This is a genomic window from Devosia albogilva (genome assembly GCF_042685625.1).
Taxonomy (GTDB): Bacteria; Pseudomonadota; Alphaproteobacteria; order Rhizobiales; family Devosiaceae; genus Devosia; species Devosia albogilva.
Map to the genome: position 1 here is coordinate 208,055 of NZ_JBHUNP010000001.1, position 22,657 is coordinate 230,711.

General features: G+C 64.7%; 23 protein-coding genes, 2 tRNA genes and 1 pseudogene. 10 read left to right on the top strand and 16 right to left on the bottom strand.

Translation table 11 applies throughout. The features are described 5' to 3' along the window. Positions 1-62 precede the first annotated feature (62 nt). From ACFSX5_RS01090 to ACFSX5_RS01105, 4 genes are read right to left on the bottom strand one after another with little or no spacing between them, the layout of a single operon-like run. Entirely contained in the window at positions 63-2,126 is a 2,064-nt protein-coding gene (locus ACFSX5_RS01090) for a hypothetical protein (RefSeq protein WP_386830963.1), read from the bottom strand. Continuing rightward, positions 2,127-2,657: a DUF6950 family protein gene (locus ACFSX5_RS01095; RefSeq protein ID WP_386830965.1), complete on the bottom strand. Its 531-nt coding sequence runs from the start codon at positions 2,655-2,657 to the stop codon at positions 2,127-2,129. Further along, positions 2,657-3,226, bottom strand: a complete 570-nt coding sequence (locus ACFSX5_RS01100) for a hypothetical protein (RefSeq protein ID WP_386830967.1) — start codon at positions 3,224-3,226, stop codon at positions 2,657-2,659. The genes ACFSX5_RS01095 and ACFSX5_RS01100 overlap by 1 nt, the downstream gene beginning before the upstream one ends. Beyond that, on the bottom strand, positions 3,226-3,474 hold the full coding sequence (locus ACFSX5_RS01105; protein ID WP_386830969.1) for a hypothetical protein: 249 nt from the start codon (positions 3,472-3,474) through the stop codon (positions 3,226-3,228). The genes ACFSX5_RS01100 and ACFSX5_RS01105 overlap by 1 nt, the downstream gene beginning before the upstream one ends. 58 nt (positions 3,475-3,532) lie before the next feature. Here ACFSX5_RS01105 and ACFSX5_RS01110 point away from each other — a divergent pair, with 58 nt between their 5' ends. From ACFSX5_RS01110 to ACFSX5_RS01125, 4 genes are read left to right on the top strand one after another with little or no spacing between them, the layout of a single operon-like run. Next, entirely contained in the window at positions 3,533-3,946 is a 414-nt protein-coding gene (locus ACFSX5_RS01110) for an HNH endonuclease signature motif containing protein (RefSeq protein WP_386830971.1), read from the top strand. Beyond that, positions 3,939-4,154 (top strand): hypothetical protein, encoded by a 216-nt coding sequence (locus ACFSX5_RS01115; RefSeq protein ID WP_386830973.1) that lies wholly within the window; start codon positions 3,939-3,941, stop codon positions 4,152-4,154. Before ACFSX5_RS01110 ends, ACFSX5_RS01115 begins: the two co-directional genes overlap by 8 nt. Then, positions 4,147-4,413, top strand: coding sequence for a hypothetical protein (locus ACFSX5_RS01120; protein WP_386830975.1), 267 nt, complete (start codon positions 4,147-4,149; stop codon positions 4,411-4,413). The genes ACFSX5_RS01115 and ACFSX5_RS01120 overlap by 8 nt, the downstream gene beginning before the upstream one ends. Beyond that, positions 4,413-4,832, top strand: coding sequence for an HNH endonuclease (locus tag ACFSX5_RS01125; RefSeq protein ID WP_386830977.1), 420 nt, complete (start codon positions 4,413-4,415; stop codon positions 4,830-4,832). Before ACFSX5_RS01120 ends, ACFSX5_RS01125 begins: the two co-directional genes overlap by 1 nt. A 2-nt stretch (positions 4,833-4,834) precedes the next feature. On the opposite strand, the gene ACFSX5_RS01130 is transcribed toward ACFSX5_RS01125, so the two are convergent. After that, on the bottom strand, positions 4,835-5,071 hold the full coding sequence (locus ACFSX5_RS01130; protein ID WP_386830978.1) for a hypothetical protein: 237 nt from the start codon (positions 5,069-5,071) through the stop codon (positions 4,835-4,837). A gap of 46 nt (positions 5,072-5,117) precedes the next feature. Here ACFSX5_RS01130 and ACFSX5_RS01135 point away from each other — a divergent pair, with 46 nt between their 5' ends. Genes ACFSX5_RS01135 through ACFSX5_RS01145 form a run of 3 tightly spaced genes read left to right on the top strand, consistent with a single transcriptional unit; the run spans position 5,118 to position 7,086 of the window. Next, the gene (locus tag ACFSX5_RS01135; protein ID WP_386830980.1) at positions 5,118-5,417 is read left to right on the top strand and encodes a hypothetical protein; all 300 of its coding nucleotides are present in this window, start codon (positions 5,118-5,120) and stop codon (positions 5,415-5,417) included. A 2-nt stretch (positions 5,418-5,419) separates the two neighbouring features. After that, entirely contained in the window at positions 5,420-6,574 is a 1,155-nt protein-coding gene (locus ACFSX5_RS01140) for a hypothetical protein (protein WP_386830982.1), read from the top strand. A gap of 5 nt (positions 6,575-6,579) precedes the next feature. Next, complete coding sequence (locus tag ACFSX5_RS01145) at positions 6,580-7,086, top strand: GIY-YIG nuclease family protein (protein WP_386835542.1); 507 nt, start codon at positions 6,580-6,582, stop codon at positions 7,084-7,086. 58 nt (positions 7,087-7,144) lie between these two features. On the opposite strand, the gene ACFSX5_RS01150 is transcribed toward ACFSX5_RS01145, so the two are convergent. From ACFSX5_RS01150 to ACFSX5_RS01175, 6 genes and pseudogenes are all read right to left on the bottom strand, one after another. Further along, a tRNA-Asp gene (locus ACFSX5_RS01150) sits at positions 7,145-7,221 on the bottom strand. 178 nt (positions 7,222-7,399) lie between these two features. After that, positions 7,400-7,475: transfer RNA gene (locus ACFSX5_RS01155), tRNA-Val, on the bottom strand. Between the two features lie 121 nt (positions 7,476-7,596). Next, complete coding sequence (locus tag ACFSX5_RS01160; RefSeq protein ID WP_386830984.1) at positions 7,597-7,872, bottom strand: HU family DNA-binding protein; 276 nt, start codon at positions 7,870-7,872, stop codon at positions 7,597-7,599. Between the two features lie 202 nt (positions 7,873-8,074). Beyond that, the gene (locus tag ACFSX5_RS01165) at positions 8,075-9,274 is read right to left on the bottom strand and encodes a TCR/Tet family MFS transporter (protein ID WP_386830986.1); all 1,200 of its coding nucleotides are present in this window, start codon (positions 9,272-9,274) and stop codon (positions 8,075-8,077) included. A gap of 249 nt (positions 9,275-9,523) precedes the next feature. Continuing rightward, positions 9,524-11,869, bottom strand: a pseudogene (locus tag ACFSX5_RS01170) (penicillin-binding protein 1A); the annotation flags it as partial. 112 nt (positions 11,870-11,981) lie between these two features. Continuing rightward, positions 11,982-13,205, bottom strand: a complete 1,224-nt coding sequence (locus tag ACFSX5_RS01175; RefSeq protein ID WP_386835544.1) for an N-acetylmuramoyl-L-alanine amidase — start codon at positions 13,203-13,205, stop codon at positions 11,982-11,984. A 623-nt stretch (positions 13,206-13,828) separates the two neighbouring features. Here ACFSX5_RS01175 and ACFSX5_RS01180 point away from each other — a divergent pair. Further along, on the top strand, positions 13,829-16,534 hold the full coding sequence (locus tag ACFSX5_RS01180; RefSeq protein WP_386830990.1) for an Rne/Rng family ribonuclease: 2,706 nt from the start codon (positions 13,829-13,831) through the stop codon (positions 16,532-16,534). A gap of 59 nt (positions 16,535-16,593) precedes the next feature. On the opposite strand, the gene rnk is transcribed toward ACFSX5_RS01180, so the two are convergent. Further along, positions 16,594-17,037, bottom strand: a complete 444-nt coding sequence (gene rnk / locus ACFSX5_RS01185; RefSeq protein WP_386830992.1) for a nucleoside diphosphate kinase regulator — start codon at positions 17,035-17,037, stop codon at positions 16,594-16,596. Positions 17,038-17,264: 227 nt separating this feature from the next. Beyond that, a complete protein-coding gene (locus ACFSX5_RS01190; RefSeq protein WP_386830994.1) occupies positions 17,265-18,407 on the bottom strand; it encodes a pyridoxal phosphate-dependent aminotransferase in 1,143 nt (380 codons plus the stop codon). A 142-nt stretch (positions 18,408-18,549) separates the two neighbouring features. On the opposite strand from ACFSX5_RS01190, the gene ACFSX5_RS01195 reads away from it, so the two are divergent. Next, complete coding sequence (locus ACFSX5_RS01195) at positions 18,550-19,407, top strand: DsbA family protein (protein WP_386830996.1); 858 nt, start codon at positions 18,550-18,552, stop codon at positions 19,405-19,407. Here ACFSX5_RS01195 and ACFSX5_RS01200 read toward each other — a convergent pair whose 3' ends face one another. From ACFSX5_RS01200 to folD, 3 genes are read right to left on the bottom strand one after another with little or no spacing between them, the layout of a single operon-like run. Further along, positions 19,408-20,445, bottom strand: a complete 1,038-nt coding sequence (locus ACFSX5_RS01200; protein WP_386830998.1) for a dipeptidase — start codon at positions 20,443-20,445, stop codon at positions 19,408-19,410. It lies immediately after the preceding gene. A 3-nt stretch (positions 20,446-20,448) separates the two neighbouring features. Further along, on the bottom strand, positions 20,449-20,997 hold the full coding sequence (locus ACFSX5_RS01205; RefSeq protein WP_386831000.1) for a DUF1643 domain-containing protein: 549 nt from the start codon (positions 20,995-20,997) through the stop codon (positions 20,449-20,451). Next, positions 20,994-21,896: a bifunctional methylenetetrahydrofolate dehydrogenase/methenyltetrahydrofolate cyclohydrolase FolD gene (gene folD, locus ACFSX5_RS01210; protein WP_386831001.1), complete on the bottom strand. Its 903-nt coding sequence runs from the start codon at positions 21,894-21,896 to the stop codon at positions 20,994-20,996. Before folD ends, ACFSX5_RS01205 begins: the two co-directional genes overlap by 4 nt. Before the next feature lie 120 nt (positions 21,897-22,016). On the opposite strand from folD, the gene ACFSX5_RS01215 reads away from it, so the two are divergent. Next, positions 22,017-22,451 carry a DUF1801 domain-containing protein gene (locus ACFSX5_RS01215; RefSeq protein WP_386831003.1) on the top strand — a complete coding sequence of 145 codons (435 nt, stop codon included), beginning with the start codon at positions 22,017-22,019 and terminating at the stop codon, positions 22,449-22,451. Positions 22,452-22,657 lie beyond the last annotated feature (206 nt).

A 22,657-nucleotide genomic window follows, 5' to 3' on the forward strand; every position in this document is an offset into this window, starting at 1 on the left:
CGATTCCTCAAACGGAAAAGGCCCGCCGAAGCGAGCCAAGGTGGTCAGAGCTTTGATGGTGGTCAGGTGATGGTTAGAGACCCGGTGGCAATCGGGGCGGCCTCGACACCAGAGGCATTGATAGCGACCACCCAACCATAGGCTGTGCCGGCGCTAAGTCCGTTGATCGTGCGGCTGTCAGCCACGTTCGGCGCGCCGTACTCGACGCCGGCCAGAGTAGCGCTGCCGAAGTCGTTCGCGCCGTTGAGATAGAGCCGTGCGCCAACATAGTTGGCGCTGTTCGGAGCGGTCCAGGTGAAGGTGACTTGCCCTGCCCCGCCCACGGCACCGACGCCGGTCACGGCGTTAGGCGCGTTTGGGTCTGCAGTGGCGGTGAGAACCTGGTACGCCGTCCAGTCAGACGATGTTCCAGAGGACCATGTGCGAGCCCGAAAGCGATATTCCACACCGTCTGCAAGAAAGCCGCTGCGGACCTCCGTTGCCCCCGCGGCGCCTATAGTCTGCTGCACAGCCCCACCGGCGGTTGGTTGCCATTCGAGCTCGTACTGGAACGTCGCGTTCTGGAAATCGAACGACGCCAAGGCGAAGGCCGCACTTGCACCGCTGCCGACTTCCTCGTTGTCGATCTGCACAGTGAAGTCTGTCGGCACCGGCACATCTTGCCGAACGATCGGCAACACATTAGCGCCCGGCTCGCCCTCCTCCGTCGCCGCGCTGAATGCGTACAACGTCGGCGGGACAACTATACCCTCGAACTCATAGGTGAGGCTGCGCAGCGAGAGCGTCGGCCGACCGGTGATCTCGACAATAGCCTCCGTCATCTTCGGCGGGTAGTGCACCCGGACGAAGCGCCGATAGGGCACCTCCCTTGCCGGTTCGAAGTGAGCTACGATCTTCACTCTCGGCGCATTGGCTCGAATGAATGCGAGCTTCTGCAGGCGAGCAATGTGGTTGTGACGCTGCACCGCCTGGTTCTCGACCGTCTTGGTGCGTTCATCCTCCGAAGGGTACGGGATGCCATAGATCGCGGCGTCTGCCGTGTTGTAGCCTTTGGCCGGATCCGTATATCTCCCGCGCACCGCAAGCACGTTGGAGGAGCGCCGCTTGTTCGGGTCGTATGAGACCGAGAGCAGGTCGTTGGCCGTAAGCCGAACATCGGGTTCCACGAACTCACCGGCGTGAACGCCGACATTGCCGTCGGCTCGCTCGTAAAGGACCATCTCGGCGGCCTGATCCATGAGTCTGCCGATCTGCACCGGGTCGTTGTTCGCCCTGAACCATAGGCCGCCGTGATAGCGAGGCTCGACGCCGCCAGAGCGATTGCTGACTGCCTCGTCGCAGACGTTCGCAGCATGCGCCCAATCCGCAGTGTGGAGATCAGCGGCAGTCAACCTGCCGCCCACAGGGTGGGTCAGGTGCCAGTAGCGGAACACCGCAAGGTTGGTGCTATAGCCAGGAACGCCGGTTCGGGGGTCAACGAGCCGGTCATGCCCCTCGATCTCAGCAAGGTGCTGAGGCATTCCCGAGGGGAACACTTTCTGCAGATCTTCTGCGGGCACAGAGAATGCCCGCATATAAACACTGGCCAGCCCATCGCCGCGGTGATGGTCGCCCCATATTTCCGGGAACGCCGCCTTTACTGGCGCATAGACGGCGCCCAGGCTATCGCCGTTTCGAGTTTCAATCCGCACCTTGGGATCGCCCTCAACAACGAAGTGACTAGGAGACACGACGCCGGAGCCTGAGAGCGTCACCGCTTCATCGTGCAGGTAATGCTGCACGAAGCCTTTGATGTGATGAGCCGCCGTCACCATGACGTGGTGAGCCACGCCATCGCGTTCTTCGAGAAGCGCGTAATCGCCCGCCTTCTTGACCCGCCCCAGAACGTAGACCAGCGGCGGCACGCTCTGCTTGAGGTTGTATTTCCCATCCTCCGGCTTCGGTGCTTCCGGCTTCGGTGGAGCGAATGCCGCTGAAACTAGATAGGCGGCACCGGCCAGCAACAGGTAGGAAGCAGCGGCAGCAACCAGCGTGGCCGAAGCCGCAATGGTCGCTAGCGGGATGCCGATCGCGCCCATTGCCTGAATGATGTAGGGCAGCAGGATGGCTTCAAGACCTGTCGGCATCTACACCCGCCACATTCCGAGCACTGGCGCCACGAAGGGCGTCCAGTTGGTTTCTCCGCGGGCGTGCCATCGCACTGCCCACCGACGACCGTTCCAAATCGCCGACCATTGCCGGCCTGGGTTCGAACGCGACCCAATCACCGCCACGCATCCGAATTCCGGCTCGTGCAGCGCTTTCAGGCCAGCCAACTGCGCACAGGCCCGCACAACCTCTGAAAGCCCACCACGAGGCACCAGCAGCTTCCTGCACTCATCTTCGGTGCGGTACTGCCCCCGCCAGTTCTCTGCGGGGTCCGAATGGCCGTTCATCACGCACCAATCCGCCACCATCAGGGAGCAGTCTGAGGCGCCCCATACGAATGGCTGCCGTTGCGTCTGGCGCACGAAGTCTTCGAAGAGGGCCATGCGCTCCACGAGGCGATCTTCCCCATGGTGGCGCCGGATCACGCGCACCACGCCGACCGACATGCGTGGACGCTCCTCCGCTACCTCGATCAAGGCGCGGGTGTCTTGCCTGGTCCAGTTGCTCATCAGCTAAACCGAGGCCACACGATCACTTTGTCGGCCAAGCCAGGGACACGCTCCGCAAAGCGGTCTGGCGGCGTAGACGGGTTGAGTACTGCCGAGCGCGCCCGCTGGTCCACGTCCGAAAGCACGGCCCCGCTGGTAAGCGTTCGCAGGTCAAACCTGTTCCGCACCTCAAGCATGATGGTGGAGACGATCTGATCGCCGCTCACCGTGTCATCGCTCGGCATGTTGTCGACAAACCCAGTGAACCGGACTTCCGGACTGCCAACAGGCTGATCCCATTCGTCACAGGGCTGGATGAGCAGTTGCACCTTGGCACCAATGACTTCGCCCGCCTCAAGGTCCTCATAGGCGAGATCTGAAATGTCCTGGTCGATACCGGAGAGAGAAAGCACCAGCGTGGCAGCCTCCCCGTTCATGGCGCTCTCGATCTGGTCGAGTCCTTCATTGAGCCGAGCGCCGATCCAGACCTCGCCATCGGCATCAAGGCAGGGCCCTGCCCCATCCCAGAGCCGAAAGGTCTTCGACGGGAACTCGATGCGGCACAGGATGCGAATGGACTTGATCGCCATCACGCCACCTCAAGCGCAAGGGCGTTCCAGACGTCCACGGCCTCGACGAAGTTAACGGACGGCCGGGCCATGCCGGCAGCAGGGAATTCCAGATCCATCTCGGCGTCCGTTGCGAGATGGCACAGAACTGTCGGCTTCTCGGCCTCAAGCTGCGCTCCGGCAGGAATGGCCATACGGACGGCCGGGAATATCTCAACCTGGAACGTGTCCTCTGATGGCTGCGCCAAGATGCGGCCCGTCTCATACATGGCATGCTGATAGCTGAAGCGAACGCCGGACACAGAGGGGCCGTGAACGAGCCGAAGCGTGACAACAGCCCGCAAGACGCAGTTCAGGAAGGGCCAGGAGCCGCATAACACCAAGTACCTCGGTCATGAACGCATCAACAAAGATGGCTATGTCGAGATCAGCGTGGCCCAAACGAACCCGCACACCGGCTACGGCCGCCGGTACGTGCACAAGCACGTGCACCTCTGGACCCAGAAGAACGGGCCGGTGCCGGAAGGCCATGCGCTCAAGTGCCTGGACGGCAACAAGCTCAACACGGACCCGTCGAATTGGGAGGCGATCCCGCGCGGCGTGCTGCCCCGCCTGAATGGCGGCAAGGCCACCCGGGTGATGGCCTATGACAGCGCCCCGGCAGAGTTGAAGCCTGCGCTCCTGACCATCGCCAAGATCGATCACGCGATCAAGCAGAAGCGGAGCGGCGCCGATGCGTAAGCTCACTGCCCAAGAGCGCCAGCTCCTCCACCTCATCAACAACGCCGGCGGGTCCATCTGCCCAGGCGTAGAAACCTCCATCCCACGTGAAGGCCACAAGTCTTTGCGGAGGATGGAAAGGGCTGGGCTGCTGAGGGTGGAAGAGACGCAGGACGGCTTTCGCTTCCATCTGACGGATGCCGGCAGGGCGGAGATCGATCATGGCTAGGCTCGGAAAGAACCAGCTCGCTCGCCTGTCCAGCATGGCGCATGTCGGCTTCGCTCAGGTGGTGCCGGATGACGTCGCCCGCTCCCTTGTGGCCCGAGGCTTGATGGAGCCGACCGGCGACAAGCCGGGCTGCGAAGACGCTTTCATCGTGATCAGTGCCAACGGCTATCGCGCCATCGCTGATGCGATCGACGCTGGCAAGATCAAGCACCGTCCGGACTGGGCAGCGGTGCGCGCGAAGACGATGGGTATGCTGTGATGGGCCGCTCTGTTCCCGAATGGATCGGCGCCACCGCCGACAGCAAGATCCCGGACCGAGTGAAGCTCCGCATCATCGAGCGCGAAGGCATGCGCTGCTACCTGACCGGGCGCAAACTCCGGGCCGGCGAGTACGATTTCGAGCACGTCATTCCGCTCGCGATGTGGACCGGCGAAGGCCACGGCAACCGCGAGAGCAACATCCGCCTCGCATACCGGCCGGCGCATCGAGAGAAGACGAAGCAGGACCGCGAGGCGCAGGCCAAGAGCGACCGCATTCGCAAGAAGCACCTCGGCATCAGGAAGCCACCGAAACTCCGCTCAGCGGGTTTCGCTAAGGCCCCAAAGCAGCGCCGCGCTTCTGCACCTCCCACACCCAAGTTCGAGGGCGACATCATGGCCCGGAAAGAGACGCGATGAACCTAGTTCAGCCGTTCCTTCAGCCTGTCACCCAGAGCCTGCCACCGGCGCACCAGGTCGCCCAGCGTTATGGCTTTCTCCGGATGGGCCATGGCGAAGGCCTGCAGGATAGTGATCTCTTTTCGGATCATCGCTGCCGTCGCGACGGGCTCCGCCTCGGCAATGGCACCCGCCTCATAGGTGGCGAGTGTGTGCCGGCTCAGGACTATGCGGGCGTTCGTTTCGTTCGGAGCAGTCATGGCGAGACCATCGGGCGAACCGCCGTAGTCGTCAATATGGAGGCGGATGGCGCTCAGCCATCCTGACGGCTCGATGCGCTTTCACGTTCAGCCCAGGTGCGTACCGCCGGCAGTCGCCGCGCGCCGAATCGGCCTGTCCGAGGCGCGATTCCGCGACCTGGCCGGTGATCTCCTCGGCCATGGCTTTCCACTGCCTGACCCGGTGACCGGCAACTACGATCTCGAGGCCATTGATCGTTACATCGATCGGCGCAATGCTGAGCTCTTGGCGAAAGAGCCGGAAGACGATGGCCCGTTGACGGATAGCAACGTCATCATGGCCCGTATCGCGGCGATGGGGAGATGAGCGTGGGACGGGGCACACCCCGGCACTACAAGGTCAAGCGCAACAACCGGGCATTCTGGGAGCCGACTGCGGCGATGAAGGCGCTCGGCTTCGTTTCCGTGCCTCTTGGTCCCGCCGGGCCCGATGCCTTCCGCTTGGCTGAAGAATGGAACAGCCGGTGGGATGATGCTCGCACCGGGCGCCAACCCTCTCCTGCGGCCACGGCCACCGAGAACCTGTCGCCGGAGCGCGCCGAGGCGCTGACCATCTATAAGCCGGGCTCACTCGGCGCTGCCTTCAAGGAATACCGGACCACGGCAGAATGGGCGGCGAAGGCCCCCAGGACGCGCGAAGACTGGTTCCGGGCATGGAAGCGCATCAAGCCGGTGTTCGGGGATGTGAAGCCATCGGCCGTGATCCTGCAGACAATCTCGGCCTTCCGCCAGATGATCGAAACGAACGTCAGCCTGCGCGAGGCGCATCGCGTCATCAAGATCTGGCGCGCCCTGTGGAAGGTCGCCGCGGCAATGGGCTACTGCCGCCGTGACGCCGATCCGTCGCTCGGCGTGCGGAACGTCGCAGCCAAGGGACGCAACGAGACATGGATTGAAGGGGAGGCCGTGCGGCTCGCCAAGCGAGCATGGCGCATGGGCTATTACGGACTCGCTGCAGCCATAGCTACCGGCTGGGACACGCAGCTAAGCCCCGGCGACGTGCGGAACTTGAGGGCATCTCAGCTCGCCACCGCGGGCCACGGCGACCTGTTCTTCACGGAGCGAGGGAAGACCGGCACTCCCGTCGGCGGGGCGCTCAGCAAGCGTTCGGCCTGGGCATTGAGCAGCTATCTGGCGCGGCTCGGTGTCGAGCTCCACGGCGATGCGTTCATCTTCCGCAATCGCTCCGGCCAGCCCTACAGCAAGGACACGCTGGGCGATGACTTCCGAGACGTACGCGCGGCCGAATTTGGGGAATCGGAACGGCGCACCATGGCCGACTTCCGTCGGTCTGGTGCCGTCGAGGCTATCGTGGGTGGGGGAACGGCAGAAGCACTGTCGCACGCCATGGGCAACACGCTGAGCGCATCCAATGCGCTGTTCGCGACCTACGTGCCGGTGAACCCAGAGACGATTCGCGAGGTCACAGCCGCCCGCCGCCGTGGCCGGGCGAAGCTGAGGTGAACGAGATGGTGGAGAAGATACCCTACTACCGCGTCAAGAAGGGCTACGGCTACTTCCAGCCGACCGACACCATGAAGGCTCTTGGGTTCCGGAGCGTTCCGTGTGGGCGAGACGGGCCGGAGGCACATGCCATTGCACGCGAATGGGTAGAGAGGTGGAAGCGGACTCGCAAAGCCGGATCCACGGCAGCCTCTGCACCCCGCACCGCTGGCTATGTCTACTTCTTGCAGGTGGGCAATCGCATCAAGATAGGGTTTTCAGTAAACCCCTTCACAAGGGCAGCGGCCCACCGAACCAGCTTACCGGCGGCAATCGATCTGATGCTCGCGGTTCCGGGGACCGTCGCAGACGAGCGGAGCTACCACGCCCGTTTCGCTGCGTACCGCCAAAAGGGTGAGTGGTTCGTGGCCGCCGCACCCCTGCTGCGCGAGATGATGCGCATAGCCGGTAACGCCCTGGCTAAGAACGAAAGCGAGACAGAAGTGGGAACGCCTGCAAAAATCGCCGGCTAAAGAAGTGGGAACGCTCTTGGCACCACTACCAAAACTTCAATGATTTGAAGGGGGTGCGTGGCGCGAGAGACGGGGCTCGAACCCGCGACCTCCGGCGTGACAGGCCGGCGCTCTAACCAACTGAGCTACTCCCGCAGCGGGGAACGCGAGGCGTTCCTGCAACGTGCGGTCCGTGTACCGGTGCCCTACCGGCAAGTCAAGCGACCAAATCGCGTTTGGATCAAGATTTTTGCGGAGGGGCCGAAAGCCGGCGAAAAATCAGGCGACAACAACGGCTAAAAGCCGTTTCCTGATGCAGCATGTCAAAGGAAAATGGTGGGCGATGACGGACTCGAACCGCCGACATCCTCGGTGTAAGCGAGGCGCTCTACCAACTGAGCTAATCGCCCATGCGGGACCGGATGGACCCGAACGGTGCGCTTGATTAAGGGCCGCGGCCCATCGGCGTCAACCGCAAAACAAATGGCCCCGGCGTCGAGCGCTCGGGGCCATGTCGAGGAGCGCGCTCGATTAGGCGTTGAGTGCGTCCTTGAGGCCCTTGCCGGGCTTGAACTTGGCCTGGTTCGAGGCAGCAATCTGGATCTCGGCGCCGGTGGCCGGATTGCGGCCGGTGGTGGCCTTGCGCTGCGACACGGCAAAGGTGCCGAAGCCCACGAGGCGAACTTCTTCGCCGTTCTTCAGCGAGCCAGTGATGGCCTCGAACACCGCGTCAACCGCTTCGGCGGCCTGTGCCTTGGTGATGGTTGCTTTCTCGGCGACCACGCCCACCAGATCGTTCTTGTTCATAGCGTTTCCTCACAGTGAATGCCCGCCACGCTGGCGAACCCCAGACCCGGCAACCCTTGGTCGATTCTAGCTGAAACGCAAGGATTCCCGGACTTTCCGCGGGGCGGTGCGGTACACGGACGTTAATGGACCGGAAAGGAGGGGTCGGCAAGCCCGTCTCATCACCTTTTTCCCCATTTTCCGGGGCTTTCCGGCAGATTTTCTAGGCAGAAGCCGCCTCTTCTGTCGTTGGAGACCGCCGGATGCCAAGCATGAGCGGCAATGCGAGCAGGTAGATTCCCGCCGCCACGATCCAGATGAGTCCCGGCCAGGTGCCCCGGAGCGCGAAATAGACAAAGCTGAAAAAGAGCGGGCCGAAGATGGCGGCCAGGCTGACGAGGCTCGCCAGCACGCCCTGTAGCTGGCCCTGCCGATCGGCATCCACCTGCGTCGTGGTGAGGGATTGCAGCGCCGGAATTCCGATGCCGCCCAGCGCAAAGAGAGGCGCGAGTGCGAACAGCACCCAGCCTTGTGTCGCCACCCCGAGAATGAGCAAGGCCGTCAATTCACACCCCATCCCGACGACCAGCGCCCAGCGCTCGCCCAGCCGCGCTACTGCCGGACCGGTCAGAAAAGCCTGCGCGCCGGCATGGAAAACACCGTAGGCACCCAGTGAGAGCCCGATCATCATGCCGCTCCAGGCGAAGCTATCCTCGCTGAACAGAGCCCAGATTGTTCCGTAGACCGTGCCGACGAAGTTCAGGATCACGAAGATCGCCATCAGCGGGATGAGCGCTGCAAAGGTAAGCGCCCATTTGAGCGGCTTGAACGGGTTCAGCGTGTCCCAGGTGAAGCGGGCACCCCGTTGGCCGCGGCGCGATTCCGGCAGCACGAACAAAGCGAGCGAGAAGTTGATGGCATTGAGCAACGCGGCTGCGATGAACGGCGCCCGAACCCACAGGTCGCCGAGGATGCCACCAAGCACCGGCCCAATGATGAAGCCGATGCCGAACATGGCGTGGAACAGACCGAATCGCCGGGCGCGCTCCTGCTCGGTGGAGATGTCGGTGATGTACGCGGTGGCCACTGCCATGTTGGCGCTGGTGATGCCGGAGATGGCCCGTCCTGCGACCAGCATCCACAGCTCCGGGGCAAACGCCATGATCAGGTAGTCGATCGCCGCACCGGCCAGGGAGACCAGCAGCACGGGCCTTCGGCCGAAGCGATCGCTCAACACACCGAGAATGGGCGAGAACAGGAACTGACAGGCGGAATACAGTGCCAGCATCAAGCCAAGCAGCGTTGCCACTTCCGTGGTGTGCCCGACGTCGCGCAGCAGCGAAGGCAGGATCGGAAAGATCAGGCCGATGCCGACCGCATCGAGCGTCACCGCCGCAAGTATGACAACCAGAGCCTTGTTCACCGGAAAACACTCCTTGCACCCGCCCGGCGCGGGGGCGGCTCTATAGTCCCGTCGCAAGGCCGTGACAAGGCACGTCAGGAGAGGCGACTAGCGCCAGGTGCCGGTATTCGGATCGAAAGTGCGGACATCGCTGCCGCCGGTGAACCGACCATCGCCGGAACCGCCGCCGCCGAACGGCTGATCCATGAAGCCGGCACCATATTGCTGCTGCATCATCTGCTGGCGCTGGATGGCGTCCCAGGCATTGACGTCGACACCGATGACCGAGGTCATCAGGTTGGGTCCGGTTCCCGGCTTGAACGCCTCGAGGATCCCGCTCTGGCCTTCCATGGCCTGCACCCCGGTGTCGGGGCTGATCCAGGCCGTCGTCATGCCGGAGGGCACGTTGAACGGCGTCGGTGGCTTGCCGGCGAGGGCGTTCTGCATGAACTCGGTGAAGATCGGAACCGCGAAGGTACCGCCGGTGACCGAGCTGCCCATGGATCGGGGCTGATCGTACCCCACATAGACGCCGACCACGAGCTCCGGCGTGAAGCCGACGAACCAGGCATCCTTGTAGTCGTTGGTGGTGCCGGTCTTGCCGGCCACCGGGCGGTTGAGCACCTTGGCTGCCGTGCCGGTGCCGCGCTGAACCACGCCTTCCATCATCGAGGTGATCTGATAGGCCGTCATCGGATCGAGCACCTGCTCGCGATTGTCGATGATCGTCGGCTCCGCCTGTCCATTCCAGGCCGTCGCTTCGCAACCCTGGCAGATGCGCTGGTCGTGCCGGTAGACCGTGTCGCCATAACGGTCCTGGATGCGGTCGATCAGCGTGGGCACGATCTTGCGGCCGCCATTAGCGATGGTGGCATAGGCCGCCGTCATGCGCATGTCGGTGGTCTCGCCGGCGCCCAGCGCCATGGCCAGCACGGGCTGCATGGAATCGTAGATGCCGAACAGCTTGGCGTATTCGGCCACCAGCGGCATGCCGATGTCCTTGGCCAGGCGCACGGTCATCACGTTGCGGCTGCGCTCGATCCCCCGGCGCAGGGTCTGCGGGCCGTAGAATTCCTGCGAGTAGTTCTCCGGGCGCCAGATAGAGCCGTCCGGATTGCGGATTTCCACCGGCGCATCCAGCACCACGGAGGCGGGCGTGTAGCCATTGTCCAGCGCCGCCGCATAGACGATCGGCTTGAACGAAGACCCGGGCTGCCGCAGCGCCTGCGTCGCGCGGTTGAACTCGCTCATGGCATAGGAGAAGCCACCGACCATCGCCAGCACGCGTCCGGTGCGCGGGTCCATGGCCACCAGCGCGCCTTCGATTTCCGGCACCTGCTCGAGCGTGTAGATCCCCGACTTGCCGGCGACCGGCGAAACATAGACGACGTCGCCGACCTTCAGGACCTCGCCAAGCGCCCGGGAGACCCACTTGATCTCTGGACCGGACAGCGTGCCCTCGGTCCGCTCGGGCGAGATGCTGCCGCCGGCCTGGCGGGAGGGCCGCAGTCCGATGCGCGCCTCGTTGCCGCCGATCTCCAGCACCACTGCGAGTTGCCACTCCGGCACGTCGCTGAGCGGCTCGATGGCGGCGACGGCCTCGCCCCAGTCGTCGCCGAGCTCCACGCTCGCCACCGGCCCACGGAAACCCTTGGTCCGGTCATAGGCGACAAGGCCGTTCATCAACGCCTTGCGGGCATATTCCTGCAGCTGCGGCTCAAGCGTGGTCCGCACCGAGAGGCCGCCACCATAAAGCTGGTCCTCGCCGTGCATTTTCAGCAGTTCGCGGCGTACTTCCTCGGTGAAGTACTCTGCCGAATAAAGCTGCGATCCGCCCGCGCGCGGCAGCACGTTGAGCGGCTCTGCCTTGGCAGCCTCCGCCTCTTCCGGCGTGGCGTAGCCGTTCTCCACCATGCGGTCGATCACCCAGTTCCGGCGTTCGATGGCAGCCTCGGTGCGGCGGAAGGGATGATAGTTGTTCGGCCCCTTGGGCAGGGCAGCCAGGTACGCCGCCTCGGCCAGGGTGAGTTCGTAGAGCGCCTTGTCGAAATAGTTGAGCGCCGCCGCGGCCACGCCATACGAGTTCAGCCCGAGGAATATCTCGTTGACATAGAGCTCGAGGATGCGGTCCTTCGAGAACGTCGACTCGATGCGGATCGCCAGCAGCGCTTCCTGGATCTTGCGGTCCCAGGTCTGCTCGGAGGTGAGCAGAAAGTTCTTGGCCACCTGCTGGGTGATCGAGGAGCCGCCACCCTGAATGGCGGTGTTGCCCTCGAGACGCGCCATCACGTTGTCGCGGAGGGCACGGACCACGCCATCGAAGGCGATGCCGCCGTGCTGGTAGAAATCCTTGTCTTCCGCTGAAAGGAAAGCTTGCACCAGCAGGGGCGGCACGGTTTCGATGGGCTGGAACAGGCGCCGTTCCCGCGCGAACTCGCCGAGCAGCGTGCCGTCGGCAGCGTGGACCCGCGTCGTGACCGGCGGCTGGTAGTCCTTGAGCACGGTATAGTCCGGCAGCTGGGCGGCCACCGTCGTCAAATAGGCTGCGGCAACGCCCACGGCCGCGAGGGCCGCGAACATGCCAAAGCCGAAAAGCCAGCCCAGCAGGCGAAACATCAGGCACTCGTCTCCCGCAGAATCGAACGGCGGCCGACGACGCGGCAGCACCACGAATCATACCAGAAGGCCGCCTCCATGGTGGCGCCGGAATGACACACCCGCCGCCGCCTCATTCCGTTTCCTCGGGCTCGATGCTGTCGAAATAGGCGGAGATGCCGCGGGCGATCGCATCGGCGGTCCGGTCCTGCCACTCCCCCTGCAGCAGGTTGGACGTGTCGTCGGGATTGGAGAGGAAACCGAGTTCGAGCAACACCGACGGAACATCGGGCGCCTGCAGCACGAAGAAGTCTGCCTGCCGCACCGGGAAGCGGCGCAGTGCCACGCTGGGCTCCAGCGCATGAACGATGGATTGCGCGGCCATGAACGACTGATGACGCATCTCGCGGCGCATCAGGTCGACCAGGATGTCCACAACCTGCGGCGCCATCTGCGGCATGGCAAAACCGGCGATGACGTCTGACTTGTTCTCGTTGTCGGCCAGCACCTTGTCGAGAATGTCCGTCGCATTCTCGTCGCGCGTGTAGATGCTGGCGCCGCGAATCTCGGGCTGCTGGAAGCTGTCGGCGTGGATCGAAATGAAGAGGTCGGCCTTGTTGGCCCGCGCCAGCGCCACCCGTTCTTCCAGGCGAAGATAGGTGTCAGCCTCGCGTGTCAGGGCGACATCGAAGCGCCCGGAGGAGACAAGGATTTCCTGCAGCTTCAGCGAGAAGGCGAGCACGATGTCCTTCTCGCGTGCGCCGCCCGGCGTCTCCGCACCACTGTCGATTCCGCCATGTCCCGGGTCGATCACCACGAGGGGCCGGCTGTCGAGCGGCAGTTCCGAACCGCCCGCCGGGGTGGGCGCTGCCGCGACAGGAGCCGGGCCATTGCCATCCGCCGGTGCCGCGAGAGCCTTGGCGACATTCTCCGCAAAGACCTCGGGTGTCGCCGGAATGATGTCGACCACCAGCCGGGCGGGCTGCCCCTCGAATGCATCGAGTACATAGGCCTGCTGCACCTGAGCCGGAGCCGAGAGTGTCAGTGTGGTGCGAACGCGATCGGGGGCATGCTGCGTCACTGCATAGCTGGTGATCAGCCCCTCTCCACCCGGCTCGCCTTCCGGGGTCGGAACGGAGAACGTGGCCGCGCGCACGTCGATCGCGATGCGGTCCGGTTCCGCCTGGCTGACCATCGCAAACTCGGTCCGGCTTGCGAGATCGATCACCAGTCGGGCGCGTTCGGGGGTAGAGGTGACCCGGGCATCTATGACGTTTGGCAGCGGGGGCAGCGGTTCGGACGCAGGCTCCTGAGCCCCGGCAAAACCGGACGGCAAAAGAAGACCAAGCACCACCACGAGCCGGATCAGCAGATGACAAAACGTGGGCAAACCGGAAACCGACCTTGGACGAAGACCTCAGCAGTGGCCGCAGGACTCGGGCGATTCTGCGGCCGTGCGGTCCTTATGCGATGATTTGCCGGATGGGCAAACACGACTGGCACAATTTACCGGGAACACCGCCAACGACTTTCCTGTTGCCATCCGACCGCAACCCTCCTACACGCTAGAGTGAGGCGTAAGCTCCGCCGGATCGTTTTCGGCTGGTCGTCAAGACCGTCCGCGAGGGGGAGCAACCGGATGCGCGGCATTTCGTCTGCGCCCGGTTTGAAAGCGGCGATTTCTGCGCCTCTACGGATTTCGGCCCTGATGGGCCGGACGGTTGCCGGCTGGAATCCCGGGCGGCAGCCCAACAGGAAGAGGTCATATGGCCCGCAGGCGGATACAGCGCGACGCGATCGAATATGCCGATTGCCGCTCTCCCCTGCCCCACTTTCTGGCCATGACCGATACAACTGGTGCGCTCAAGGCAGAGCTTCTGCGCGCCGATCTCTCACAACCATACGCCTCGCATAGCGCCATCGCAGGAGGGCCGGTACGCCGGCTCCCGACGGTCGGTGCGCGAGCGCGCGGAGTTCATTATGGCTACCAAGAGAATGCTGGTGGATGCCATCCACCCGGAAGAAACACGGATTGTCGTCACCCAGGGTAACCGGCTCGAAGAGTTCGATTTCGAATCCGCCACCCGCCGCCAGTTGCGTGGCAATATCTATCTCGCAAAGGTCACTCGCGTAGAGCCGTCGCTGCAGGCAGCGTTCGTCGAATATGGCGGCAACCGCCACGGCTTCCTCGCCTTCAGCGAAATCCATCCGGACTATTATCAGATCCCCGTTGCCGACCGCGAAGCCCTGCTGCGCGAAGAAGAACACGAGGACGACCACAGCGAGGACAGCGACGAGACCGCTTCCGCCCAGGACAGCGCTGCCGACCCCGAGAGCGAGGCAGAGGGCTCCGAAGGCGAAGAGCACAGCCATATCGAGCAGGCGCCGGCCAATGCCGAGCCGGTCGAGTCGATCGGCGGTGCGGACGCGCTCGAGGAAGTGCCGGAACGCCGTCGCACGTCGCCCAACCGGCGCAACTACAAGATCCAGGAAGTGATCAAGCGCCGGCAGGTGATGCTGGTTCAGGTCGTCAAGGAAGAGCGCGGCAACAAGGGCGCCGCCCTCACCACCTACCTGTCGCTGGCCGGACGCTACTCGGTGCTGATGCCGAACACCGCGCGCGGTGGCGGCATCTCGCGCAAGATCACCAACGCGGCCGACCGCAAGCGCCTCAAGGAGATCACCTCCGATCTCGAGGTGCCGCAGGGCATGGGCGTGATCCTGCGCACGGCGGGTGCCTCGCGCACCAAGGCCGAGGTGAAGCGCGACTTCGAATACCTGATGCGGCTGTGGGAAAGCGTGCGCACGCTCACCCTGCAGAGCCAGGCGCCCTGCCTCGTCTACGAGGAAGGATCGCTGATCAAGCGGACGATCCGCGACCTCTACAACAAGGACATCGATGAAGTTCTGGTGGCAGGCGACAACGCCTACCGCGAGGCCAAGGACTTCATGAAGATGATAATGCCGTCCCACGCCAAGAACGTGAAGCCGTACACCGAGGAACAGCCGCTGTTCTCGAAGTACAACATCGAGTCTCAGCTCGATCAGATGTTCTCGCCGGTGGTGACCCTGCCCTCCGGGGGCTACATCGTCATCAACCCCACCGAAGCGCTGGTTTCGATCGACGTGAACTCGGGCCGCTCCACCAAGGAGCACAACATTGAGGACACCGCGCTCCAGACCAATCTGGAAGCAGCGGATGAAGTGGCGCGCCAGCTGCGGCTGCGCGACCTGGCCGGTCTCATCGTCATCGACTTCATCGACATGATGGAGAATCGCTCCAACCGTGCCGTCGAGCGCAAGCTCAAGGACTGCCTCAAGGACGATCGCGCCCGCATCCAGGTGGGCCGCATCTCCCATTTCGGCCTCATGGAAATGAGCCGGCAGCGCATCCGCTTCGGCGTGGTGGAAAGCTCCACCCACAAGTGCCCGATCTGCGACGGCACCGGACTGGTACGCTCCACCGAATCCCTGGCGCTGATGATCATGCGCCACATCGAGGATCACGTGCTGCGCAAGCAGGGCCAGTCGATCAATGTGCGGGTGCCGACGGAAGTGGCGCTCTACATCCTCAACTTCAAGCGTGACACGCTGACCGCGCTGGAAGCGCGCAACAATCTGTCGATCACCATCACCGCCGACGGCAAGCTGACCGGTCAGCAGTTCTTCATCGAAAAGGGTGAAGCGCGGGCGCCTGCCTATGCCGACCAGCGCGCGGCCACGCATGTTCGCGTCGACACCGCCGTAATCGAGGATCTCGTCGAGGAAGACGAGATCGTCGAAAGCGAAGAAGACGAGACCGAAAGCCATAGCGCCAGCGAAGGCAACGGCGAGGGCGAAGGCAACGGTCGGCGCCGTCGGCGCCGTCGGCGCCGCGGCAGCGGCGAGCGTGGCGAGGCTCAGCGCACCGCACCAGCTCCGCAGGTCGAAGGCGAAGCGTCCGAGGATGATGCCGCCGAGCAATCGAATGGTGACACGGAGTCGGACGAGACCGTTTCTGCCGCAGAAGGCGAGCCGCGCAAGCGCCGTCGTCGTGGCCGCCGTGGCGGTCGCCGCAACCGGCGTGAGCTGGAAACCAATGGCGCATCCGAAAGCGATGAAACCGCCAACGGTCAGCCGACCATGGCCGAAGCCAGCGAAGTGGCGGAAGAGCTGACGGAACAGGCAGAGGCCCCTGCCCCCACTGAAGCGACCGCTGAGCCGGTTGCGCAAGCGGAGCCCGTCACCGAGTCTGCTCCGGCCGAGATTGCCGCTGAACCAGCCGTGACGGAGAAGCCGAAGCGACCGCGCCGCCGCAAGGTTGTCGAGACCGAAGAGACAACTCCGGTCGAAACGACGCCCGTGGATGCGACGGCCGCGGCAGATCCGGCCGCCGAGGAAAAGCCGAAGCGCAAGCCGCGTACCCGCAAGCCCAAGGCCGATGCAGTCGAGGCAGTGCCGGAGGCCGCGGCCGAGAGCGATGCTCAGCCCCAGGCTGAGCCCGCTGCGGTCGAGGCATCCGCCGAGGCTCCGGCGTCGATCACGCCTGAAGCGGCTGAAGAGCCGACCCGCCCGACCCGGGCTCGTAAGGAGCTTCCGCCCGAGGGCGTGGTCGTAACGTCGTCGGCCGCTGCAGCGGCGGAAGATGCGGAACCGGAAAAGAAGAAGAAAGTGGGCTGGTGGCAGCGCCGGCTCGGGCTGGGCTAACGCCAGCACCCGAAGCAAAAGGGCCCGCCTTGGCGGGCCCTTTTCATTTGTGCCGTGCCTTAGGCGGCGGTCGGCGGCTCCGGCTCGTCAGTGAGCTGCGGAGCCTGCACCTGCAGCACCGTAAGAGCCTGACGGCGCCCGTCCCGCGTCCGCCAGGAGATCGACTGCCCGGTCCGCAGACCCAGCAAGGCAGTGCCGATCGGAGTCAAAACCGAGATCTTGCCCTCCGCGATGTCGGCGTCGATCGGAAGCACCAGTTCGACCGACTTCTGCTCGCCCTCGGCGGTACGGAAGGAAACGGTCGAGCCCATCCGGACAGTGTCGGACGGCAGGAACTGATCCGGGACAACCGTCGCCCGCTCTAGCTCATAAAGCAGGTCGTCGGCGTCATCGGCGGTGTGGCCGGATCCTCCCATTGCGAGCCGCAGCAACAGGCGATGCTCGCTGCTGGCCAGGATGATTTCGGGAGAGAGGCTGAAGTCGGAAAGCGAAATTGTGGTCATGACGATCCTTCGGCCGCGGAGCGGCACGGCACAGGTTTTCTGAAAAAGGTGGCTGGCGCCGAGGCTATGCGGTCCCCTGAACCCGGCAGGCGCCGGACGGGGCGCGGGTTCAGGGCTGCGTTCTTGCTGCGGTGCGGGACCGCAGGATGTTCAGCAATGTCGCCAGAGGATCAGTCATCCCATGAAGGTAGGCCAGCGAACCGGAAAGTCAACTCCGACCCGCCGACCTACCTCAGGGCGCGTTGCAGCCGCTCGAGGGCAGCTTCGATCGTCTCGGTGAGTCCGGCATAGGAGAAGCGAACATAGTGGTGGCCGTTGACGCGGTCGAAATCGACACCCGGCGTCGCCGCCACTCCCGCCGTGTCGAGCAGATGCTCGCAGAAGGTCAGTGCATCGTTGGAGAAGCGCGAGATGCCGGCATAGGCATAGAAGGCGCCTTCCGCAGGATGGTCGATGTCGAAGCCCATCTGGCGCAGTCCATTGGTCAGCAGCAGCCGGTTGGCCGCATAGCGCGCCTTCTGCTCCTCTGAATAGTCTCGTTCCTGCAAGGCGGCCGTGGCTGCGATCTGGCTCAACGTCGGCGCCGAGATGAACAGGTTCTGCTGCAGGATTTCGGCGCGGCGGATGAACTCCGATGGCAGCACCATCCAGCCGATACGCCAGCCGGTCATGCAGTAGTATTTCGAGAAGCTGTTGATGACGATGGCGCGGTCGGTGACCTCCAGCGCGCTGACCGAGGGGCCACGGTAGTCGAGCCCGTGGTAGATCTCGTCGGAGATGAACGTGACGCCGAGCCGCTCGCAGGTCGCCACGATATCGGCGAGGCCCGCGCGGTCCACCGCTGCCCCGGTGGGGTTGGCGGGGCTGGCGAACAGCAGCCCGTCGAAGCCGCCGTCCGCATGCGCCGCGGCAATGTCGGCCCCCGTCAACTGCCAGCCATTGGCGGCCGTGACCGGTATCTCCACCACCTCGAAACCGAGCCCGATCAAGGTGTTCACATAAGCGGGGTAGCCCGGGCGGGTGATGGCGATCCGCGCGCCGGGCCGGAACGCCGTATGGAAGGCGATGATGAACCCCGCCGACGACCCCATCGTGCACAGGATCGACTCGGGATCGACGTCCACGCCGTGCTGAGCGCGATAGTAGTTCGCCAACCCATGGCGCAGTTCCGGCATTCCCTTGGCCTGCGTATAAGCCTGCCCCGCCGGAAGCGCCCGGGCAACGGCTTCCAGCACCCGCGGCGCGGGCGGCGCGCCCGGCTCGCCGATCTCCAGGTGGCAAACGGTTCGACCGGAGGCCTCGAGCGCATTGGCGCGCTTGAGAATCTCCATGGCGTGAAAGGGCATCAGCCCATCGGGTGCAGAAGACATGCCCTCTCATGCCCCGCCCCCGCCGTGGCGGCAAGGGTGGTCTCAACCAGAGTTGATGGGCAAAGTAGCACAGTGTTCAGCAGCACCTGCCACGCTCGGCGGACCTCTGCTAGAACTCTCTAGACGACTCTCGGAGCCTGCCATGTCCCGCCTCACCCTTGTTCTGGTCGCCCTTGTGGGCATACTTGCCGGCGCCCTTGGGTATAGCCTCGTCACCCGCCCGCAGCCGCTCGAGCCTGCGGCGGTGCAGGCACTGATCGACAAGGCGCTGGCTGACTATGATGGGCAGCGGCTCGCAACAGCGGCGGCAACGCCGCCCGCCATCGACGCCTACCAGATCAACCCCCTGATCGAATCCTACCTTCTGAGCGATCCGAAGATCCTGCAGCGCATGTCGGTCGCTCTCGAGACCACCATCCGCCAGGAGGAGCAGGCCAAGTCCCGCTCCGCCATCGCCGCCATGCAGAACGCCATCTTCAACGATCCCGGTCAGGTGGTGCTCGGCAATCCCGACGGCGACGTCACGCTGGTGGAGTTCTTCGACTACAATTGCGGCTACTGCCGCAGCGCCCTGCCCGACCTGGCGGCTCTTATCGCCGAGGACCCGAACCTCAAGGTCGTGCTGAAGGAATTCCCGATCCTCTCCAACGAGTCGATCGACGCTGCCCGCGTCGCGGTACTGGTCGGGCAATCCGATGCCGACTACTGGGCCTTCCACGAAGCCCTGTTCACAGCGCGCGGGCAGGTCAACAAGGACGTGGCGCTGGACGCAGCCGCCGCGCTCGGCCTCAGCAAGGTGGCACTGGAGATGGACATGGGCACCGAGAAGGTCGCCCGGACCATCCAGACCTCCTACGAGATCGCCAAGGCGCTCAACATCACCGGCACGCCGACCTACATCATCGGTAACGAGATCATTCCGGGCGCAATCGGTGTCGACGAACTGCGCACCCGCATCGCCAATATGCGCGCCTGCGGCGAAACGCAGTGCGAGGGCTGATCAGCCGATCGTCCGCGCGATCAGCGACAGCCAGTTTTCCATGGCGAACTTGCGCACCAGCGCCTCGCCATAGCCCTTGTCGAGCAGCGCCTGCAGGAGCTTCGGCACGCCGGTGACGTCGCCGATCGCGGCCGGGATCAACGCCCCGTCGAAGTCCGAGCCGATGGCCACGCCATCCTCGCCCACCGCCTCCACCAGCGCGTCGACATGGCGAACCATGATGTCGATGCCGGTATCCGCCCGCATCTGCCCATCCGCGCGCAGGAAGCCGGTGGCGAAGTTGAGCCCCACCACGCCCCCGCTCTCGCGGATCGCGGCAAGCTGCCAGTCCGCGAGGTTACGGGCATGCGGGGAGATGGCGTGGACGTTGGAGTGGGTCGCGACCAGCGGCTTGCTGCTGATCGCCGCGACATCGCGAAACCCGGCGGCATTGAGGTGCGACAGGTCGATCATCACGCCCATGCGGTCGCAGGCGCGCACCAGCTCCTTGCCGGCGTCGGTCAGCCCCGGCCCGATATCGGGATCGGCGGGGTAGCGGAAGGGAACGCCGGTGCCGAAGGCATTGGCACGGCTCCACACGAGGCCGACTGACCTCAGACCAGCGGCGTAAAGCACCTCCAGCGCCTGCAGATCCGGATCGATCGCCTCGGCGCCCTCGATGTGGAACACCGCCGCAAGCATGTCCGCTGCCACCGCAGCGCGGACCTCGGCAGCCGACCGGCACACCCTCAGCGCCCCCATGCGCTCGAGCCGCAGCAGGATCGCGGCCATGCCGAACGTGGACCGCTGCGCCTCGGCGATGTCGAGCTCCGGCGGGAGGCTGGGGATGGAGCCGGTGGGGACGATGGTCCCGGAGGACCCCTTCAGCGGAGGCGGAAACATGGCGAAGAAACCGCCCGCCATCCCGGCCGATCGGGCGCGCGGCAGGTCGATATGAACGGAAGATGAACCGTCGATGAACCGCTGTTCAGCACCCGGCCCGAACTCGAGCAGCTTCAGGAGGGTGTCGTTGTGGCCGTCGAAGAAAGGGATGGGCATGAGCTATCCGGGAAACGGGATCAGCGGCGTGTCGAGCCGGAGGTAGAGCGGGTGCTTGGGCGAACCGTCGGCATTGACGCCGAAGCACCAGAGCGGAATGCCGTCGGCGCGCAGCACCTCGACCAGCTCCCGCCCCGCAGCCGCCAGCGCCTTGTTGAGCTTGCCATGGGCGAGCACGACCTTGTCGGCCTTGCGGGCAGCAGCCCGCAGCGACGGCAGGTTGTGCGGTGACACGGCGACCACACCCGGCGCCAGCAGCATCTTGGGGTCGGTGGCGCGGTAGTCGCCGACATTGCCCTTGGCCATGGCGTCATAGCCCTCGCGCTGGGCGAAGCTCCACTCGCGGGCGCAGGTGGGGTCGTTGACATTGGCGTCGGCCGTCGACGGATTCATGCCGATGAACATGATGTAGCGCTCGGGAAAGCTGTCCCCGATCCAGCGCCGCATCAGCTGGCGATGCTCGTGATCACTGAACTCGGCGTCACCCTTAACGCCCGGCATCAGCGCCAGCCGCACGCGGCCGCCTGGATCGTGCGCCGTGCCGTCGATCATGCGGTGAGGTCGCCCGGCGGGGTAAGGCCGTTGATCAGTGACGCCGTGGTTACGGTATTGGCGAGCAGGCAGGCGATGGTCATGGGCCCCACCCCGCCCGGAACGGGAGTGATGGCGCCAGCCACCTCGGCCGCTTCGGCAAAGGCGACATCGCCGACCAGCCGGGTCTTGCCCTCGCCACGCTCGGGTGCCGGAATGCGGTTGATGCCCACATCGATCACGGTTGCGCCCGGCTTGATCCAGTCGCCGCGGATCATCTCGGGACGCCCCACCGCGGCCACGACGATGTCGGCCTGCCGCAGCAGCGCCGGCAGGTCGCGGGTGCGCGAATGGGCGACCGTGACAGTGCAATTCTCGCGCAGCAGCAGTTGCGCCATCGGCTTGCCCACCAGGTTGGAGCGCCCCACGATCACCGCGTTGAGGCCGGAAAGGGAACCGAGCCGGTCGCGCAGCAGCATCAGGCAGCCGAGCGGGGTGCAGGAGACGGGGCCCGGCAGCCCGATCTGCACCTTGCCGACATTGGCGGGGGTGAAGCAGTCGACGTCCTTGGCCGGGTCGATGGTCTCGATGACCTTGTCCGGGTCGATATGCTTGGGCACGGGCATCTGCACCAGAATGCCGTGCACGGCCGGATCGGCGTTGAGCTGGCGCACCAGGGCGAGCAGGTCAGCCTCGGACGTATCCTCGGGCAGTTCGTGCTTGAAAGAGGCCATGCCCACTTCCACAGTCTGCTTGGACTTGTTGGAGACATAGACCTGACTGGCCGGATCGGAGCCGACGATCACCACCGCCAGGCCTGGGGTGATGCCGTGCTCTGCGTTGAGGCGGGACACATGCTCGGCTATGCGGTGCCTGAGGCCCTCGGCGAAGGCCTTGCCGTCGATCAGGGAAGCGGTCATGCGAGTCTCCGGGAATGCGCCGGCCCAGCCATAGAAAACCACGGCTCCCGCGTCCACTGCCTCGCGGCGCTTGACGCCCATGTGACGGCAGCCACATGCTTCACCAACAGGAGAAGTCCGATGGCGGGTACGCAGAAAGTGGATGCTCGACCCGAGGCCGTGGCGGCGTTTCTGGACCGGGTCGAACCCGTCCGCAGGGCTGACGCGGAAGCGCTGGTCGCCCTGCTGCAGGAGGCGACGGGAGAGCCGCCGGCGGTTTGGGGGTCGATGATGGGCTTCGGCCAGTATCACTACCGCTATGCCAGCGGTACTGAAGGCGACTCGTTTCTCGCCGGCTTCGCGCCCCGCAAGGCCGAATTTACCGTCTACGTCATGGGCGCCGAGCTTGCGGGTGATGAGCCGGGGCGGCAGGCGCTGATGGCTCGCCTCGGCAAGTATCGCGCCGGCAAGGCTTGCCTCTACTTCAAGCGGTTGAGCGATATCGACCGAGAGGCCCTGAGAGACCTGGCCGCGATGTCCGCAGAAGGACTGCGCAAGACCTATCCTACGCAATAAAAAGGGCCGCAACGCACGGGGGGTGCATCACGGCCCTTAGGGGGAGCGCCACCCGCCACGCTGTTGAGGGCTTGGGGGACATGCGGCCGGCGGGCTCCGCGAGTTCACCGGGTTGCATGGGTCGCTTGCCGTTCCAGTGAACTACGCAAGAAGATGGTCATCGAATACGGCGAGAAAAGGTGCGCTCACCGCGATGTGATAGCGGG